This is a genomic window from Pseudomonas sp. P4_C1 (genome assembly GCF_056402155.1).
Genome location: NZ_JBFUHY010000007.1, coordinates 1 through 18,891 on the forward strand (window position 1 = coordinate 1; position 18,891 = coordinate 18,891).

General features: G+C 58.5%; 14 protein-coding genes and 1 rRNA gene. 9 read left to right on the forward strand and 6 right to left on the reverse strand.

What is annotated here, in order from left to right:
* The first annotated feature begins 85 nt into the window (after positions 1–85).
* The 5 genes from rrf to AC1DU9_RS07005 all read left to right on the forward strand — a co-directional run bounded on the left by rrf (position 86) and on the right by AC1DU9_RS07005 (position 10,631).
* Positions 86–201: ribosomal RNA gene (gene rrf / locus AC1DU9_RS06985) — 5S ribosomal RNA — on the forward strand.
* Positions 202–406: 205 nt separating this feature from the next.
* A complete protein-coding gene (recC, locus tag AC1DU9_RS06990) occupies positions 407–3,856 on the forward strand; it encodes an exodeoxyribonuclease V subunit gamma (RefSeq protein ID WP_223463589.1) in 3,450 nt (1,149 codons plus the stop codon).
* Positions 3,856–7,545 carry an exodeoxyribonuclease V subunit beta gene (gene recB / locus AC1DU9_RS06995; RefSeq protein ID WP_477809935.1) on the forward strand — a complete coding sequence of 1,230 codons (3,690 nt, stop codon included), beginning with the start codon at positions 3,856–3,858 and terminating at the stop codon, positions 7,543–7,545. Before recC ends, recB begins: the two co-directional genes overlap by 1 nt.
* Positions 7,542–9,650 (forward strand): exodeoxyribonuclease V subunit alpha, encoded by a 2,109-nt coding sequence (recD, locus tag AC1DU9_RS07000; RefSeq protein WP_477809936.1) that lies wholly within the window; start codon positions 7,542–7,544, stop codon positions 9,648–9,650. The genes recB and recD overlap by 4 nt, the downstream gene beginning before the upstream one ends.
* Before the next feature lie 420 nt (positions 9,651–10,070).
* Positions 10,071–10,631, forward strand: coding sequence for a hypothetical protein (locus tag AC1DU9_RS07005; RefSeq protein WP_477809937.1), 561 nt, complete (start codon positions 10,071–10,073; stop codon positions 10,629–10,631).
* 351 nt (positions 10,632–10,982) lie between these two features.
* On the opposite strand, the gene AC1DU9_RS07010 is transcribed toward AC1DU9_RS07005, so the two are convergent.
* The gene (locus AC1DU9_RS07010; protein ID WP_477809938.1) at positions 10,983–11,234 is read right to left on the reverse strand and encodes a hypothetical protein; all 252 of its coding nucleotides are present in this window, start codon (positions 11,232–11,234) and stop codon (positions 10,983–10,985) included.
* A 314-nt stretch (positions 11,235–11,548) separates the two neighbouring features.
* Between AC1DU9_RS07010 and AC1DU9_RS07015 the strand changes: the two genes are divergently transcribed.
* Together AC1DU9_RS07015 and AC1DU9_RS07020 are read left to right on the forward strand one after the other, a co-directional pair.
* The gene (locus AC1DU9_RS07015) at positions 11,549–11,740 is read left to right on the forward strand and encodes a DUF1508 domain-containing protein (RefSeq protein WP_477809939.1); all 192 of its coding nucleotides are present in this window, start codon (positions 11,549–11,551) and stop codon (positions 11,738–11,740) included.
* Between the two features lie 622 nt (positions 11,741–12,362).
* Positions 12,363–12,641, forward strand: a complete 279-nt coding sequence (locus AC1DU9_RS07020) for a hypothetical protein (protein WP_477809940.1) — start codon at positions 12,363–12,365, stop codon at positions 12,639–12,641.
* On the opposite strand, the gene AC1DU9_RS07025 is transcribed toward AC1DU9_RS07020, so the two are convergent.
* Both AC1DU9_RS07025 and AC1DU9_RS07030 read right to left on the reverse strand, forming a co-directional pair.
* Positions 12,620–13,360, reverse strand: coding sequence for a hypothetical protein (locus tag AC1DU9_RS07025; RefSeq protein ID WP_477809941.1), 741 nt, complete (start codon positions 13,358–13,360; stop codon positions 12,620–12,622). The two genes, AC1DU9_RS07020 and AC1DU9_RS07025, sit on opposite strands and share 22 nt — an antisense overlap.
* Before the next feature lie 327 nt (positions 13,361–13,687).
* Positions 13,688–14,638 (reverse strand): LysR family transcriptional regulator, encoded by a 951-nt coding sequence (locus AC1DU9_RS07030; protein ID WP_477809942.1) that lies wholly within the window; start codon positions 14,636–14,638, stop codon positions 13,688–13,690.
* 163 nt (positions 14,639–14,801) lie between these two features.
* Between AC1DU9_RS07030 and AC1DU9_RS07035 the strand changes: the two genes are divergently transcribed.
* Entirely contained in the window at positions 14,802–16,328 is a 1,527-nt protein-coding gene (locus AC1DU9_RS07035) for a CoA-acylating methylmalonate-semialdehyde dehydrogenase (RefSeq protein ID WP_477809943.1), read from the forward strand.
* Between the two features lie 10 nt (positions 16,329–16,338).
* Positions 16,339–17,226 (forward strand): 3-hydroxyisobutyrate dehydrogenase, encoded by an 888-nt coding sequence (gene mmsB / locus AC1DU9_RS07040; protein ID WP_218429167.1) that lies wholly within the window; start codon positions 16,339–16,341, stop codon positions 17,224–17,226.
* 177 nt (positions 17,227–17,403) lie between these two features.
* Here the strand turns inward: mmsB and AC1DU9_RS07045 are convergent, their stop codons facing one another.
* The 3 genes from AC1DU9_RS07045 to AC1DU9_RS07055 form a co-directional block, all read right to left on the reverse strand.
* A complete protein-coding gene (locus AC1DU9_RS07045) occupies positions 17,404–17,748 on the reverse strand; it encodes a cupin domain-containing protein (RefSeq protein ID WP_007900627.1) in 345 nt (114 codons plus the stop codon).
* Between the two features lie 106 nt (positions 17,749–17,854).
* Positions 17,855–18,226 carry a MerR family transcriptional regulator gene (locus AC1DU9_RS07050; RefSeq protein ID WP_477809944.1) on the reverse strand — a complete coding sequence of 124 codons (372 nt, stop codon included), beginning with the start codon at positions 18,224–18,226 and terminating at the stop codon, positions 17,855–17,857.
* Positions 18,227–18,275: 49 nt separating this feature from the next.
* Positions 18,276–18,854 carry an NAD(P)H-dependent oxidoreductase gene (locus tag AC1DU9_RS07055; RefSeq protein WP_223463583.1) on the reverse strand — a complete coding sequence of 193 codons (579 nt, stop codon included), beginning with the start codon at positions 18,852–18,854 and terminating at the stop codon, positions 18,276–18,278.
* Positions 18,855–18,891 lie beyond the last annotated feature (37 nt).

Consider the following 18,891-nt stretch of genomic DNA (forward strand, 5'->3'; position numbering starts at 1 on the left):
CGAAAGTTCGACGCTCACAAAACACCGAAAGCTGTCACATACCCAATTTGCTGAAACGTTGAAAAACGGTTCAGTACCCGAATTTCTTGACGACCATAGAGCATTGGAACCACCTGATCCCATCCCGAACTCAGCAGTGAAACGATGCATCGCCGATGGTAGTGTGGGGTTTCCCCATGTGAGAGTAGGTCATCGTCAAGATTAAATTCCGAAACCCCAATTGCGAAAGCAGTTGGGGTTTTGTTTTTGCGCCTTGTTTCCTGTAGGAGCGAGCCTGCTCGCGAAGAACTTCAGGACACGGCGTTACCCCAGACCACCCGCGTCATCGTTGACGACCTTCGCGAGCGAGCTCGCTCCTACAGATGTTAAAGTCGTTTCTCGATTTTGCATTTCCAAGGAAGCCTTTATGCCGGACGCGACGTCCCTCAGTGCTGGTTTTATGGTGGTTCACGGCAACCGCCTGGACGAGTTGCGCAGCCTGGTGGTCAGCTGGATGCGGCGCTACCCGCTGGCTCCCCTGGAGAATGAAATCGCGTTGGTGCAAAGCAATGGCATTGCCCAATGGCTGAAGCTGGCACTGGCGGAAGATTCTGAAGAAGACGACATGGGAGGCTGCGGCATCGCTGCCGCCATTGACGTGCAGTTGCCCGGTAGTTTCATGTGGCAGCTCTATCGCATGGTCCTTGGCCGCGACGAAATTCCGGTCAAGTCCCTGCTCGATAAAGCCCCGCTGACCTGGCGTCTGATGCGCCTGCTGCCGCAATTGATCAACCAACCGCACTTCGAGCCGTTGCAGCGTTTCCTGACCCATGACACCGATCTGCGCAAACGCTATCAATTGGCCGAGCGTCTGGCGGATCTGTTCGACCAATACCAGGTGTACCGAGCCGACTGGCTGGAAGACTGGGCAGAAGGCCGACATCAAACAAGAAACGCCAGGGGCGAAGCCAAACCCTTGACCCCGGCCAATTGCTGGCAGGCAGAGTTATGGCGCGCACTCTTGCTGGATGTGGGGGCAGAAGGCATGGCGCAAAGCCGTGCCGGCGTCCATCAGCGATTTGTCGAGCGTATCAACCATCTCGAAACAGCCCCCAAGGGATTACCCTCGCGAGTGATCGTTTTCGGGATTTCTTCCTTGCCTGCTCAAGCCCTGGAAGCACTGGCGGGACTGGCACGATTCAGCCAGGTTTTGCTGTGCGTACACAATCCCTGTCGTCACCATTGGGCGGACATCGTCGCCGATAAAGACCTATTGCGGCATCAATACAAGCGTCAGGCCCGCAAGAGCGGCATGCCGGTAGTGATCGATCCGCAAACCCTGCATCAGCATGCTCACCCGCTGCTGGCCGCGTGGGGCAAGCAGGGGCGGGACTATATCAACCTGCTCGACAGTTATGACGATCCCAACAGCTATCGTTCGGCATTCCGCGACGGGCGTATCGACCTGTTCAGTGACGGTCAGCCGCTGAACGTGCTCAACCAGTTGCAGGATGACATCCTCGAACTGCGCCCTCTCAACGAGACTCGGGAGCGTTGGCCGGCTATCGATCTTGAGCAGGACGAATCGATCCGTTTTCACATCGCCCATAGCGCCCAGCGAGAAGTCGAGATCCTCCACGATCAACTGCTCGCGCGCTTCAGCGCCGACCCGAAATTACGGCCCCGGGACATCATCGTGATGGTGCCGGACATCGACAGCTACGCACCGCATATTCGTGCCGTGTTTGGTCAGCTTGACCGCCAGGATCCGCGCTTCATTCCATTTACCCTGGCTGACCAGGGCCAGCGTGGTCGCGATCCATTGCTGATTGCTGTCGAGCACCTGCTAAAGCTGCCTGACAGCCGATTCCCCGTCAGTGAGATTCTCGATCTGCTGGACGTCCCCGCATTGCGCGCACGCTTTGGTGTCGAGGAGCCTGACCTGCCGACGCTGCACCGCTGGATCGAAGGCGCCGGCATTCGCTGGGGCATGAATGCCGAGCAACGTGCCGGGCTCGGGCTACCGAATGAGTTGGAGCAAAACAGCTGGCGTTTCGGCTTGCGACGGATGTTGCTCGGTTATGCCGTTGGCAGCGCCGATGCTTATGAGGGTATCGAACCCTACGACGAAATCGGTGGTCTGGACGCCGCGCTCATTGGTCCATTGGTTGCGTTGCTGGATGCGCTGGAAGTGGCTCACCACGAACTTTCTCAGCCTGCATCGCCGGGGCAATGGGGCTTGCGCTTGCAGGCGTTGGTGCAGTTGTTCTTCCTTGCCAGTAACGAACACGATGACTACTTGCTGGCTCAGCTCGAAGAGCTGCGTGAGACCTGGCTCGAGACCTGCGAATCCGTCGGGTTGCAGGACGAATTGCCGCTGACCGTAGTTCGCGAAGCCTGGCTGGCAGGTCTGGATCAGGGCCGTTTGTCCCAACGCTTTCTGGCCGGAGCGGTCAACTTCTGCACCTTGATGCCCATGCGCGCCATCCCGTTCAAACTTGTGTGCCTGTTGGGCATGAATGATGGCGATTACCCGCGCGCGCAACCGCCGCTGGATTTCGATCTGATGGGCAGCGATTACCGTCCCGGTGACCGCTCCCGGCGCGAAGATGACCGCTACCTGCTACTGGAAGCCTTGTTGTCGGCACGGGACCAGCTCTACATCAGTTGGGTGGGCCGCAGCATCCGCGATAACAGCGAGAGGCCTGCGTCGGTGCTGATCGGCCAGTTACGCGACCACTTGGCCAGCGGTTGGCGATTGTCTCAAAGCGACAATGACCTGCTGGAGGCCATGACCCGGGAACACCCGTTGCAACCTTTCAGTGCCCGCTACTTTCACGAAGGGGATGAGTCGTTCAGCTACGCCACCGAATGGCAGGTCCTTCATCAGGCGACAGAGCAACAGGCAAGCGCCGAAGTGCTCGGGCCTCACGTTCAGGACGAACCACTGAGCCTCGGTCAACTGCAGGATTTCCTGCGCAACCCGGTGCGGCACTTTTTCAGCCAGCGACTGAAGGTCTTCTTCGAGGCGGCCGAAGTGCCGTTGGCCGATGAAGAACCCTTTGTCCTGGATGCGTTGCAGCGTTACAGCCTCAGCGACCGTTTGCTCGAAGCGGCGCTGGCAGATCCTGGAAATACCGGACAGGCACTGGAAGATCAGGCGAAACGTCTGCAAAACAGCGGGCTGCTGCCCATGGCCGGATTCGGTGAGTGCCTGCAACGCGAGTTGATCGAGCCATTGCCTGACTTGCTGCAACGCCACCAACAGCTCCTGGCGTTGTGGCCAACACCGCTCAGCAGTGCGTTGCCCGTCGATCTTGAACTGCAAGGCCTGCACATCGAGGGCTGGCTCAGCGGCCTGCATCAGCGCGCCGATGGCGGATTGCTGTCTATCACTACAATCCCCAACAGTATTGGCTCGATCAAGTCACGCAAATGGCATCGACTGACACGCCCGTGGCTCACCCATCTGGTGGCTTGTGCCAGTGGCATGGCGCTGACCACCGCACTGGTGGCCAGCGACGACAGTCTGTTGCTCGAACCGATGGATGAGTCCACAGCGCGGAAAACTCTGGGTGACCTGTTGATGGCCTGGCAGTCGGGTATGCGCCAGCCTCTGCCGATCGCGGTCAAAACAGCCTTTGCGTGGCTGGGGCAAACCGACCCGATCAAGGCCGATTCCGCTGCGCGCAAGGCCTATGAAGGTGATGGGCAGACGACGGACGGGGAGCGTCGCGAAAGCCCGGCACTCGCCCGACAATTCACCGATTACGATGCCTTGGTCGCCGATGAGACGTTCCCCCAGTGGTGTGACGCGCTTTATCGCCCGCTTCTTGAAGCACCCTGGCGTTCACTGTCCAGCGAGGAGTCGCGCTGATGAGCACGAAGACACCTCTGGCCCTGGCATTCCCGCTGCGTGGCAGTCAATTGATCGAAGCCAGCGCCGGGACCGGTAAGACGTTCACTATTTCCGCACTGTATCTGCGCCTGGTCCTTGGCCATGGTGACGAGGGCTCGGGGTTCGGGCGAGAGTTGTTGCCACCGCAAATCCTCGTCGTGACCTTCACCGACGCCGCTACCAAAGAGCTGCGCGAACGCATTCGCACGCGGCTCGCCGAGGCCGCACGCTATTTTCGCGATGAAACACCGGCCCCCGACAGCCTGATTGCCGAGTTGCGCGATCAGTACTCGCCCGAGCAATGGCCCGGGTGCGCAAACCGCCTGGATATCGCCGCTCAGTGGATGGACGAGGCGGCGGTGTCGACCATCCACAGTTGGTGCCAGCGCATGTTGCGCGAACACGCATTCGACAGCGGCAGCCTGTTCACCCAGACCCTGGAAACCGACCACAGCGACTTGCTGGGGGAAGTTCTGCGCGATTACTGGCGGCTGTTCTGTTACCCGATGCAAGGTGACGCCTTGAATTGGGTGCGCAGCAATTGGGGTGGACCGGCGGCGTTGTTGCCGCGGATTCGTGCACTGTTCGCCAGCGAGCGGGATACGCTTGAAGGGAAAGAACCCGCGCAAGTGATTTCGCAATGCCTGCAAGAGCGACGGGTTGCCCTGATCGAACTCAAGCAGCCCTGGCTCCGTTGGGCTGACGAGTTGCTTTCCATCTGCCACCAGGGCGTTGCCAGCAAGAGTGTCGACGGTCGCAAGATGCAGGCACGCTACTTCGAGCCCTGGTTCGAAAAGATCAAGGCCTGGGCCGAAGACGAATCCCTTGAGCAACTGGATATCGGTACTGGCTTCACGCGCCTGACCCCTGATGGCATGGCCGAAGCGTGGAAGGGCGAAGCGCCTCGACATCCGGGACTCGATGCGATGGCTGGCCTCAAGGCCTGTCTCGATGGGTTGCCAACACCCGATGCCGCCGTGCTGCAACATGCGGCCCGCTGGGTCGGGGCACGATTCGAGGAAGAGAAGCGCCGCCGTGCAGAAATGGGTTTCGACGACATGTTGCTGCGCCTTGATGCGGCCTTGCAGTCCGATGGCGGCGAGCGACTGGCAACCCTGATTCGTGAACAGTTTCCGGTCGCCCTGATCGATGAGTTCCAGGACACCGACCCGGTGCAATACCGGATCTTCGAGAGCATCTACCGCATTGAAGAGAACAGCCCCGAGTGCGGTCTGTTCCTGATCGGCGATCCGAAACAGGCGATCTACGCTTTTCGCGGTGCCGACATCCATACCTACCTGCGCGCCCGCCAGGCCACCACTGGCCGCCTGCACACCCTGGGCACCAACTTCCGCTCAAGCCATGGCATGGTCAACGCGGTGAACCATGTATTCGAGCGCGCCGAAGCCCGGGAGTCAGGACGCGGCGCTTTCCTCTTCCGTGAGAAGAATGGCGACAACCCGGTTCCGTTCACGCCGGTTGCCTCCCAGGGCCGCGAAGAAGTCTTGCGCATCAATGACCAGGCAATCCCGGCCTTGAACATCTGGCACTTGCCGGCCGAACAACCATTGTCCGGTGCGGTGTACCGGCAACAACTGGCGGCGGCCTGCGCCAGTGAAATCACGGCATTGCTCAACGGCGGGCAGCAGGGGCAAGCGGGGTTCACCCAGGACGGTAAGGCCTTCAGGGGCCTGCTGCCGGCGGACATCGCCATCCTGGTCCGCGATGGCAAGGAGGCGCAGGCGGTTCGTGCGCAATTGGCCGCTCGTGGCGTGCGCAGTGTTTACCTGTCGGACAAGGACTCGGTGTTCGCCGCCCAGGAGGCGCATGACGTGCTGACCTGGCTCAAGGCCTGCGCTGAGCCGGATGTCGAGCGCCCGCTGCGGGCCGCGTTGGCCAGCATCACGTTGAACCTGTCGCTGACGGAGCTGGAGCGGCTGAATCAGGACGAGTTGGCCTGGGAAGCCCGGGTCATGCAGTTCCGTGGTTATCGCGAAGTCTGGCGCAAGCAGGGCGTACTGCCGACGCTGCGACGCTTGCTGCACGACTTCCGTCTGCCCCAGGCGTTGATCGCCCGCAGTGACGGCGAGCGCGTCTTGACCAACCTTCTGCACCTTTTCGAACTGCTGCAACAAGCCGCCGCCGAACTCGATGGYGAGCAAGCCCTGATTCGGCATTTGTCCGAGCATCTGGCGTTGTCCGGGCAAGCTGGCGAAGAGCAGATCCTGCGTCTGGAAAGTGATGAGCAGTTGGTCAAGGTCGTGACCATTCACAAGTCCAAAGGCCTTGAATATCCCTTGGTGTTCCTGCCGTTCATTTGCTCGGCGAAACCGGTGGATGGCAGCCGCCTGCCGTTGCACTACCACGATGAATCAGGCAATGCCCAGGTCACGTTGAAGCCGACGACAGAGTTGATTGCCCTGGCTGACGATGAGCGTCTGGCCGAGGATCTGCGCTTGCTCTATGTCGCCCTGACCCGGGCGCAACACGCTTGCTGGCTGGGGGTGGCCGACCTCAAGCGCGGCAACAACAATGGCTCGGTGCTGCATCTGTCGGCATTGGGTTATCTGCTGGGCGGCGGTGCGCCATTGGCCGAGTCCAAGGCGTTGCAGCTTTGGCTGCGGGATCTGCAGCAGGACTGCCCGGCGTTGGCGTATGCCGAGATGCCTGAAGCGACTGCAGAGCATTACCGGCCACCGCAAAATGACGCGGCGCTGCTCGTTCCACTGGTTCCGAAACGCAAGGCCAGTGAAAACTGGTGGATCGCCTCCTACAGCGCGTTGCGCATTGGCGACACCCTGAGCGTCGGCACCGACGAGGCGCCGGAGAGCCCACAGGCGCAAAAACTGTTCGATGACGAACGCCTCGACCCACAGGCCCCCAGGGAAGTGGCGGCCGGTGGCGGCGATATCCATCGCTTCCCGCGCGGCCCGAACCCCGGCACCTTCCTCCATGGCTTGCTCGAATGGGCGGGGGGCGAGGGTTTTGAAGCGGCACCACAAGAGGTGATCGACGCCATTGCCCGTCGCTGCAACCGTCGAGGCTGGGAGGGCTGGATCAGCACCTTGAGTGACTGGCTGCAGCATCTGCTCAAGTCGCCGTTGCAACTGGGCAACGATCAGACCCCGGTGATATTCGCCCAGTTGACGCAGTATCAGGTCGAGATGGAGTTCTGGTTCGCCAGCCATAAGGTCGATGTGCTCAAGCTCGATGCGCTGGTGTGCCAATACACCCATAACGGCGTGGCCCGGGTGGCCGCGGAACCGGTGTTGCTCAACGGCATGTTCAAGGGCTTCATCGACCTTGCGTTCGAACATGACGGCCGCTATTACGTGGCCGACTACAAATCCAACTGGCTCGGCGTCGATGATGCGGCCTACACCGCGCAGGCCATGGAACAATCGATTCTCGACAACCGCTATGACCTGCAATACGTGTTGTACCTGTTGGCCCTGCACCGCCAGCTCAAGGCGCGGCTCGCCGATTACGACTACGATCGGCATGTCGGCGGTGCGTTGTACCTGTTTTTGCGCGGTACGCGTGCGGCCAGCCAGGGTGTGTTTTTCGCCCGGCCGCCAAGAGAACTGATCGAGCGTCTGGACAGGCTGTTCCAGGGCAAGCCGGAACCCAAGGCCGAGCCCGCCTGGGAACAGGGAGTACTGTTATGAATCGTACATTCGCCGATTTGTTGCCCACATCGCTGGCAGCCGAAAGCCTGGCCGATCTGGCGCCGCTGAGTCGTGCCGACGACTTGCTGTTGTTGCTCACGCGTTGGGTCGAGCGTGGCTGGTTGCGCGCGCTGGACAAAGCCTTTGTGGCGTTTCTGCATGAGCTGGCACCGGAGGATGATCCACTGGTGTTGCTGGCAGCCGCGCTGACCAGCCACCAGTTGGGCCATGGGCATGTCTGCCTCGACCTGTTCGAGACGCTGAAAGAACCGGACTTCGCCCTGTCATTACCACCCGAAGGTGACGTGCAAGGCGGTGCGATGCTGTTGCCCTCGCAATTGCTGGGATCATTGGACGGGGCCCATTGGTGCAAGGTACTGGCCGCAAGCGACCTGGTCGCACTGGCCGCTGACAGTCGTGACAACGTGCGCGACCGGCCTTTGGTTTTATCGGGCAAACGCTTGTACCTGCGCCGTTATTGGGCCTACGAGCGGCGGATCGACCTCTCGTTGCGCAAGCGTTTGACGCAACACGAATCCACGCCGAATGACTTGCTCCAGCGCCTCACCGGTCTGTTTGGTCCTGCCCGTTCCGGTGAAGTGATCGACTGGCAGAAGCTCGCCTGTGCCCTGGCGACCCGCAGCGCCTTCAGCATCGTCACGGGAGGACCGGGAACCGGCAAGACCACCACTGTCGTGCGCTTGCTGGCGTTGCTCCAGGCGCCGGCGGTCGAGGCCGGCATGCCCCTGCGCATTCGTCTCGCCGCGCCTACCGGCAAGGCCGCGGCGCGTTTGACCGAATCCATCAGCCAACAAGTCCGGACCTTGAAGGTCACTGAAGAAATACGGGAAAAGATCCCCTCCGACGTCACCACCGTTCACCGCCTGCTCGGCAGCCGGCCCGGGACTCGTCATTTCCGCCATCACGCTGGCAATCGCCTGCCGCTGGATGTGTTGGTGGTGGACGAGGCCTCGATGATCGACCTGGAAATGATGGCCAACCTGCTCGACGCCTTGCCGCCCCATGCGCGCCTCGTGCTGTTGGGTGACAAGGATCAATTGGCGTCGGTAGAAGCCGGTGCGGTACTGGGGGATTTGTGCCGCGATGCGGAGGCCGGCTGGTACAGCCCGCAGACACGCCAGTGGCTGGAAGCCGTCAGTGGCGAAAACCTGCAGGCCAGCGGCTTGCAGGAGGACGCCCAGGGCACTCATCCATTGGCTCAACAGGTCGTGATGTTGCGCCATTCCCGGCGATTCGGTGAAGGTAGCGGCATTGGCCAACTGGCTCGTTGGGTCAACCAGCAACATCCCGAAGAAGCCCGCAAGTTGTTGTCGGCGCGAAGCCATGACGATGTGTATTGCCTGGCCCTCAAGGGGGAGCAGGATCGGGCCCTGGAACGCTTGCTTCTCGACGGCCATGGCGAGGGGCCGCAGGGTTATCGACATTACCTGGGCGTGCTGCGCAATCAGCGCCCGCCACTGGACAGCCCGCTGGAAGATTCGTGCTGGATTGATTGGGCTCGACAAGTGCTGCAGGCTTTCGACGCGTTCCAGTTGTTATGCGCCGTGCGCAAGGGGCCGTGGGGTGTTGAAGGCTTGAACCAGCGAGTGACGGACGCGTTGCTGAGGGCCCGTCTGATCGACAGCGACCAGCAGTGGTACGAGGGTCGCCCTGTACTGATGACCCGCAACGATTACGGGCTGGGTTTGATGAACGGCGATATCGGCATTGCCCTCAGGCTCCCGGAACAGGAAGGCCACGGGACTGGAAAACAGGTTCTGCGTGTGGCATTCCCACGCAATGATGGCCAGGGAGGCGTGCGGTTTGTCCTGCCCAGTCGCCTGAACGATGTCGAAACCGTGTACGCCATGACCGTGCATAAATCCCAGGGCTCGGAGTTCGCGCATACCGCGTTGATTCTTCCGGATGCCTTGAATCCGGTACTCACCAAGGAACTGATCTACACCGGAATTACCCGGGCCAAGGACTGGTTCACCTTGATCGAGTCGCGTGCAGGCGTGTTTGAAGAGGCGGTGAAACGCCGGGTCAAACGCTTGAGCGGGCTGATGCTGGAGCTAAAGGAAGGCCGCGAGCCGACAGGCTGAAAGGTCAGTAATCGGCAAACAGCATCTCCCGGTTTTCGCCCATCAGCAGGCCGTGATTCTGCTCGGTTACTGCAACGTTATATGGGTGGCCTATGTCACCCGATATTCGCCGATTCCTAGCCTACCCAGCTTCTGTAAGCCTCTAAGGGTTAGGGAGGCCGCTACACTGGGCAGAGATGGCCGAGCTTCCAGAACTGCCCCACCGATATTCGGCTACAGATTCACGGACTGAAATTTGCTTTGGGCAAGTGTCGATTTTGAAAAATTGGGTATGGACTGAATTGAAAATCGCGCCCCGAAGGACTAAGCCAGAAAATTTCGATACACCGTATCAGATGTCGCGATAACTAGCCGAAGGAGTGGCATAGTGCTACTATCTGCGATCCCTGCGGTACTTTTACAATCAAAAGGACTTGTCGAATGACGTACCTTCGCTTGCTTTTAGCTTCAGCCCTAATTGCTCTTTGCACTGGCTGTGCCTCGCCCGCTCAAATTTCCGGCATGTCAGTAACTGCTGATCAAGCCAAGGCAAACACCTATGACTCTCAGCTGCGAAATAATGTCCGGCTTTCTGAGGTGAATGGTGGAGATAAAACCAATCCTCTGTGGACTTCGGAAATCGACGCCCCGGACTTCGGCGCGGCCCTCAAGCAATCGCTCGCCAATGCTAATTTGCTTGGTGACGAGTCGGCCCCTTACGCTCTGCGTGCCAACCTGCTACGCATTGACCAGCCTATATTTGGACTGGATTTTGAAGTGACCAGCGAAGTTGAATATACCCTGATAGAGTCAAGCACTAACAAGGTTGTTTTGCGTGAAGTTATTCGGACCCCTTTCACTGCTGGCATGGGCGATTCGGTTATAGCAATCAAGCGTCTACGCTTGGCCAATGAGGGATCCGCTCGAGTAAACATCATTGCTATGCTCAAGCGCCTCAGTGATCTAAAAATCGAAGCCAAACAAGTTTCGTTAAAGAACTGAGAGTCTTTCCAGCACAGCCCCCTCCTGCCTAAACCCTATGCTACAAAGGATTCTTGCACCACAGTAGCTAGGGTTTAGTTCGTTCATAGTCACCATGGTATTCATCACGCCGTTAATTATCCCGAAGCAGTAGCCCGCCGACATAGGGCTATCTGATTCGCCTGTTTCCATGTATCTGACTGCGCCTTGGCATTGCGTGAGTAACTCATTTCCGTCTGCCATTGCTTCACCGCACTCAGCACCCCAACTAGTGCAACTAGTGCAACCGCCCCGTCCCATGTCTTCATGCTGAAATCCTTTTGAATGAGCGGCCATGTTAACGGCCGCCATGGCCTACTGCCATCGCGTCGCTCATTCGTCTTCTTCGTCATCATCCGATGAGGCAATCCCGCTACCACCTTCAACGAATGACTGACAACCTTCATTGAATGATTGGGACGACGTATCGCAAGAATCCTCGTCATCAATGTCGTTCTGCTCTGCCCAGTCATACCCAGCCCGATGCCCTGAGCAGTCACCCTGGCATTGATAGCCATCGAATGTGGCGGCGGAAGATATCGCGCTGCCTAACACCGACATTACCAGTACGATGAATGCTCTCATGGTGATACTCCATGGGTAATGCTTGCGAGCATGATTCTCTCCAATTAAAAGCGCCACTTTGTGGTTACGCAAACTGTAGTTCACTTTCTCTAGCGAGTTGCTGACTTTGGTGAAGAACGCAGCAGGGTGATGCGAAGCAGAACTCTAGCGTGAAGACGTTGTGATGGTAGACGCTCGGAATAGTGGCAGTGGCGCTGCTTACAAAGCTGATTGAGTATCAGTTGAATTTATCGTATTTCATCCGAGCAATAGTGGCCAGAGCCTTTTCCTCTTCTACGCTCAGGTATCCCACCAAAATGTGAAAAGGAGTTTTCATGGCCACGGTTACTTACCCCTGCTACTGGCAGAAGAAAGACGCTTCAGGGTACTGGTACTGGATTTACTATGCTGTAAACGGACTAGCCATTGCCCGCAGCAGTGAAAGCTACGTCAATCGTTCGGATTGCCAACACTCGGTCGAGCTGCTGCAAAACTCGTCAGGCGTCGCAGTGTTCTATGACAATTAGCCTCACAGGAATGCTGGACAGCGAGAGGGATAAAATGCGCATCGCCCAAATGCGGAGATGACAAACTGAGTAGTACAAGTGAGTAGTACAATCTGAAAACAAAAAGCCACGTAACTCACTGAATTACTGGGCTTTTCTATGTAAGTCAGAGAGATAGGGGCTTGAACCTTACGCCACTTCGAGAGTGCGATAATCCTTAGCTCCTAGTGTCAGCTACCGATTTCTTGGTTTACTCCTCGTTACTCTGGGAGCTGCTCAAGGTGGTCCTTTGGTCGAAGAATTTAGGGATGTCGTCTGCGTTCTACTTGGTGGCTGTGAAGGGTGACCTTGCCGTTGTCCTTGCGGATGCGGCCTCTGATAGACTGGCCGAAAGGCTGGCAGGGATTGACTGCGATTGGACATCCAAGAATCTTATTACTTTCTTCGAATGTACTCGATTGACCTTGACACGGCGCTGCACTCGATCAAAGTCCTTCGGCGCTACAAGCGACCTGACGTCCGATACGCCTTGCTACGAGACTTAACGATCACATATGTGCGGCCTTTCTCTGGGAACACAGGAGATCAGGGCAAACAGCGCAATCATATGCTTACCACGAAGAAACGTGTCCCTAAGCATCTGATGCCGCTGCACAAGGAGCTCGTAAGGCTTCGAATGCAGCAGTTCGCGCACACCGACCTGACTTACTACAAACCAAGAGCCGTGGGGATTAGCTTCGTTCCATCCGGGGCCTATGGGATGACCTTCAAGGGGTACGACTATGCAGCACTACTCAGAAAGCTACCTCAGATAGAAGAGCTTATCCGAGAGGTCGAAAAGAGTGTGAATGCTGAGATAGCAGTCTACGAGGCAAACCCCGCATTATTAAACGACGCTCTTCAGATGTCCGCCCCGCGCTGACTCACCTCAACGACCTCATTGAAGCAAGTCTTATAGATGAGAATCCGCTCGAACGGGGTCTTCCCGACGTTCTCTTCTGCTGGCCAGTGAATTTCCTGATCCTGCGATGGTTCCCAAAAGTCGACAATGAGCAATAACCACATTACCCCACACGCCTCGTACCCCTGAGTCTTGCGGATCTTCCTTGCAACCAGATCTTTTACTCGTGGGACTAATAACTCAGGAACGTCGTAGCTCTGCACGGGAAGCCAAGCACTGTTCGGATACTCCTTTCCATTGTGAAAAATCCAGCTCAGTTCTGGCGTGTCTTCGAGCGGGCTATAGCTCTGATGGCCATCTTGTTGTGATGAAATTTCCAAAGCAAACGAGGCGAGGTCATTCGCAATTTTCTGCATATGCGGCTTTCGCCCAATCGGATGCTTGGGGTCGAAACTTACACTTAGCTCAATCTTTCGACCTCCACGCGCCCTGTACATCTGTTCGGCCAATTCAACCACTATGAGTCGCTTAGGGATTTGCCGCTGGCCACTCTCTTCGAGTTGGCCGTCCGTCTTGTAGAGGCGAGCGATCTCTATACCAAGGATTCTTTGCTCGTCTTCACCAAGGACGAGCACATCTGGTTTGTCACTGTGTTCAATGGTCCCGTGTGGCAGTGCGTAATGTTGGCGAAAAGAGTCAAAGTATTTCAGCTCAATCTTCTGGTTCAGTGTGAGTTCCATTGATGACTTCCGAGTCACTGATATGAACACTCAGCTTAGCGGCACGATCCTGCTTTGAGAGCCTCTTTGAGAATCTGGTAGAAAAACTGGATGACCACCTCAGTGGTTCTATGGTCCCAAAGTCTCCCGTTGTCCCCTCGTGCCTGAGGCCTGTGGGGCGTGCCTGTATGGGGGCTTTACGCGACCTCGATGCCGATTAAAAGGCTCCACACATTCTGTGGACCCACGGCGGCGAGGTGTTACAAGTTGCGTACCAACCTCTGTTACAAACCGTTGGCAAAGGACTGTTGGCCTCGTTACGATGCCCCTACCTAATTCCTTGAAGTTTCATGCCTCCGCAAACAGCATCTCCCGGCTTTCTCCCATCAGCAGGCCCTGATTCTGCTCGGTCACCTGGCGGATGTAATCCCACAACAGGGTGATCCGCTTGAGCTTGCGCAGGTCTTCGCGGCAGTACATCCAGAATTGTCGGGTGATATTGATTTCCTGCGGCAACACCGGCAGCAGGCGCGGGTCCTGAGTGGCGAGGAAGCACGGCAGGATCGCCAGTGAGCGTCCTTGCTGCGCCGCCACGAACTGCGCGATCACGCTGGTGCTGCGCAGATTGGCGCTGGCGCCGGGCAATACGTTGGCCAGGTACAACAGCTCCGAGCTGAACGCCAGGTCGTCGACGTAACTGATAAATGAATGTTTCGCCAAGTCTGCCGGGCGGCGGATCGGCGGGTGGTTGTCCAGATAATCCTGGGTCGCGTACAGCTGCAGCCGGTAGTCGCACAGTTTGCAGCAGACATACGGGCCATGCTCCGGACGCTCCAGGGCAATGACGATGTCGGCCTCGCGCTTGGACAGGCTGATGAAGTGCGGCAGCGGCAGGATATCCACCGAGATCGCCGGGTAGGTGTCGACGAAGTGGCTCAGCTGCGGCGTGATGAAAAAGCTGCCGAAGCCTTCGGTGCAGCCCATGCGCACATGACCGGACAGTGCCACGCCGGACCCGGAAACCTGTTCGCACGCCATGTGCAGGGTACTTTCGATCGACTCGGCATACCCCATCAACCGCTGGCCTTCGGCGGTCAGGACAAAGCCGTTGGTCYGGGATTTTTCGAACAGCAATGTGCCCAGCGCCGTTTCCAGGGAACTGATGCGTCGCGACACTGTGGTGTAGTCCACCGCCAGGCGCTTGGCCGCGGTGCTGGCTTTGCGTGTGCGGGCGACTTCAAGGAAAAATTTGAGGTCATCCCAGTTCAACGAGCCGAGGGAGGTGATGTTTTTTTGCATGTTGGACCGGTTTTTATGTGCGTTCTTATTAGAAGTTTGCACATCTATACTCCAAAAACAGTCCGACAACCAATTCGCGACACATGGCTCATCTCAGGGCGACTATCTCGCCCCGGCTCCCAAGATAGCTCTCAATAAAAAAAGCAAAGATCTGGAGACCCACATGAACGCATCGCTCACGCCCAACGAAACCACCGTGCAGAAGGTCAAGCTGTTGATCGACGGCCAGTGGGTCGAATCCAAGTCCACCGAATGGCACGACATCGTCAACCCGGCGACCCAGCAAGTGCTGGCCAAAGTGCCGTTTGCCACCGCCGAAGAAGTCGACGCGGCCATCAGCGCAGCCCATCGTGCCTTCCAGACCTGGAAGCTGACCCCGATCGGTGCGCGCATGCGCATCATGCTCAAGCTCCAGGCGCTGATTCGCGAACACTCCAAGCGTATCGCCGCGGTCCTTAGCGCCGAGCAGGGCAAGACCATTGCCGACGCTGAAGGCGATATTTTCCGTGGCCTGGAAGTGGTCGAGCACGCCTGCTCCATCGGCAGCCTGCAAATGGGCGAGTTCGCTGAAAACGTCGCCGGTGGCGTCGACACCTACACCCTGCGCCAGCCAATCGGCGTGTGCGCAGGCATTACCCCGTTCAACTTCCCGGCGATGATCCCGCTGTGGATGTTCCCGATGGCCATCGCCTGCGGCAACACCTTCGTGCTCAAGCCGTCCGAACAGGACCCGATGTCGACCATGCTCCTGGTGGAACTGGCGATTGAAGCGGGCATTCCGGCCGGCGTGCTCAACGTCGTGCACGGTGGCAAGGACGTGGTGGACGGGCTCTGCACCCATAAAGACATCAAAGCGGTTTCCTTCGTCGGTTCGACCGCCGTCGGTACTCACGTCTACGACCTGGCCGGTAAACACGGCAAGCGCGTGCAATCGATGATGGGCGCCAAGAACCACGCCGTGGTGCTGCCGGACGCCAATCGCGAACAAGCGCTGAATGCGCTGGTGGGTGCCGGCTTCGGCGCTGCCGGTCAACGCTGCATGGCCACCTCGGTGGTGGTGCTGGTGGGCGCGGCCAAGCAGTGGTTGCCGGATCTGAAGGCGCTGGCGCAAAAGCTCAAGGTCAATGCCGGCAGCGAGCCAGGCACTGATGTCGGCCCGGTGATTTCGAAAAAGGCCAAGGCGCGGATTCTCGACCTGATCGAAAGCGGCATCAAGGAAGGCGCGAAACTGGAGCTGGACGGTCGCGAGATCACGGTTCCCGGTTACGAGAAGGGCAACTTTGTCGGCCCGACCCTGTTCTCCGGCGTGACCACCGACATGCAGATCTACACCCAGGAAATCTTCGGCCCGGTGCTGGTGGTACTGGAGGTTAATACGCTCGACGAGGCCATCGCCCTGGTCAACGCCAACCCGTTCGGCAACGGCACGGGCCTGTTCACCCAGAGCGGCGCGGCGGCACGTAAATTCCAGAACGAAATCGACGTCGGCCAGGTCGGCATCAACATCCCGATTCCGGTGCCGGTGCCGTTCTTCAGCTTCACCGGTTCGCGCGGTTCCAAGCTCGGCGACCTCGGCCCGTACGGCAAGCAAGTGGTGCAGTTCTACACTCAGACCAAGACCGTCACCAGTCGTTGGTTCGATGACGACAGCGTCAACGACGGTGTGAACACCACCATCAACCTGCGATAAGGAGCCGGACATGAAAATCGCTTTTATCGGTCTGGGCAACATGGGCGCGCCAATGGCGCGCAACCTGATCAAGGCCGGCCATGCACTGCGCCTGGTGGACCTGAACAAAGCCGTGCTGGCGGAGCTGGAACAACTGGGCGGTAGCATCAGTGCATCGGCCCGCGAAGCGGCAGAGGGCGCCGAGCTGGTCATCACCATGCTGCCTGCCGCGGTGCATGTACGCAGTGTGTGGCTGGGTGAAGATGGTGTGCTCGCCGGTATCGGCAAAGGCGTGCCGGCCGTGGATTGCAGCACCATCGATCCGCAGACCGCGCGGGACGTAGCCGCCGCCGCTGCCAAACAGGGTGTGGCCATGGCCGATGCACCGGTCTCTGGCGGCACCGGTGGTGCAGCCGCCGGGACGCTGACCTTCATGGTCGGCGCCACGCCTGAACTGTTCGCCACCCTGCAACCGGTGCTGGCGCAGATGGGCCGCAACATCGTCCATTGTGGTGAGGTCGGCACCGGGCAAATCGCTAAAATCTGCAACAACCTGCTGCTGGGGATTTCCATGGTCGGCGTCAGCGAAGCCATGGCGCTTGGCGATGCCCTGGGCATCGACACCAAGGTGCTGGCGGGCATCATCAACAGTTCCACCGGGCGTTGCTGGAGTTCGGAGATGTACAACCCGTGGCCGGGCATCGTTGAAACGGCACCAGCGTCGCGCGGTTACACCGGTGGTTTCGGTGCCGAACTGATGCTCAAGGATCTGGGGCTGGCCACAGAAGCGGCGCGTCAGGCGCACCAGCCGGTGGTACTCGGCGCGGTGGCCCAGCAGTTGTATCAGGCGATGAGTTTGCGTGGGGAGGGTGGCAAGGACTTCTCGGCGATTATCAACGGCTATCGCAAGCCGCAATAGCAAGGCTGTGGCAAAAAACTGTGGGAGCGAGCTTGCTCGCGATGAGGTCGTTACAGTCGACATTGATGGTGACTGACCCACCGCTATCGCGAGCAAGCTCGCTCCCACAGGGTACGGCGTTTACCTATGGACTTTTGACCGGGAGATCACGTCGGGTGATCCCCCGGTTTTTTTGTATCAGGCAAACACGAAATACTTGCGCACGGTTTCCACCACTTCCCAGGTGCCTTTCATCCCGGGCTCGATGACGAAAATGTCGCCGGCGCGCAGGTGGATCGGCGCCATGCCTTCCGGGGTGATGATGCAGTAGCCTTCCTGGAAGTGGCAGTACTCCCACTTCACATATTCCACGTACCACTTGCCCGGCGTGCAGATCCAGGTGCCCATGATCTTGCTGCCGTCTTCACTGGTGTAGGCATTGAGGTTGACGGTGTGCGGGTCGCCTTCGAGTTTTTCCCATTTGCAGGCGTCGAGCACGGGCAGCGGGTGGGTGTCGCGAAGAACGGTAATCGGTGCGGTCATGATGACTCCGGGCAGTGGGCTCAAGAACTGAAGTCGCACCCTATAGCGCTTGTCCAATCATCAGTTGTCTGTGCTCGACACTGAGCTGTCCAGAAACGCACGGTCCTCAAAGACTGTTCAGGGGGCAGTCGCGCCTGGATTGTTCGAGGCTGTTCTCGAACTCGACCAATTGCGAGTGCTGTTGCGACAATGCCGCTATCCGCTCGGCGATTTCCTGTTTTTTGCTGGCAAGAACCTGATGTGCCCGTTCCCATGGCAACTGCGGGGCCTGATGTCCGGCGAAGACCGACTGCAATTCCTTGAGCCTGAACCCCAGTTGCTGGGCACATTTGATGAACATCAGCAGGTCGACGCTGTGCTGGTCATAGATGCGGTACTTGCCCTGACGGCGAGCGGCAGGCAGCAGGCCAATCGACTCGTAGTGACGGATGCTTTTGACAGTGGTTCCGGAACGTTGCGCGGCTTGGCCGATGTACATGGGAAGGTCCTTTTCTCCGAGGGTAAAGCTCGGTGCATTATCGACCGACTCAAGCGCTGGCGATAGCTTCGGCTTGCCGCAACCAGGCCGCATGCCGGTCTGCGCTGGCGCCGAGAATTGGCCCGAAGGTGAGGGTTCGGGTTGGCTTGATGCCACAGAATTCCAGCGTGGTTTTGCGGACCTGATGCAAACCGGGCATGCGGTAGATCCATCGGTAGTACCAGGGCGGTGTGTCCATGGTCACCAGCAAATGGGCGGTTCGGCCGCGCAGGAGTTTGTCGGGGAAGGCTTTGCCCTGGCGATACTTGAAAGCGAAACCCGGCAAGAACACCCGATCGAAAAAGCCCTTGAGCAAGGCCGGTACGCCACCCCACCAGATCGGATAAACCAGCGTCAGTTGTTCGGCCCACAGGATATCGGCCTGGGCGTTACGCAAGTCGGCTTCCAGCGGCTGGACCTGCTGATAGCCTTCACGCAGCACCGGGTCAAAATCCATGCTGCCCAGAAACAATTGACGCACCTCATGCCCGGCACGCACTGCCGACTGTGTGTAACGCTCGACAAGGGCGGCGCAGAAGCTATTGCTTGATGGATGCCCGAGGATCACCAGTATTCGTTTGCCCATCATCGTTGTCCTTGAAGATCAAACCTCAAGGATAAAGTCT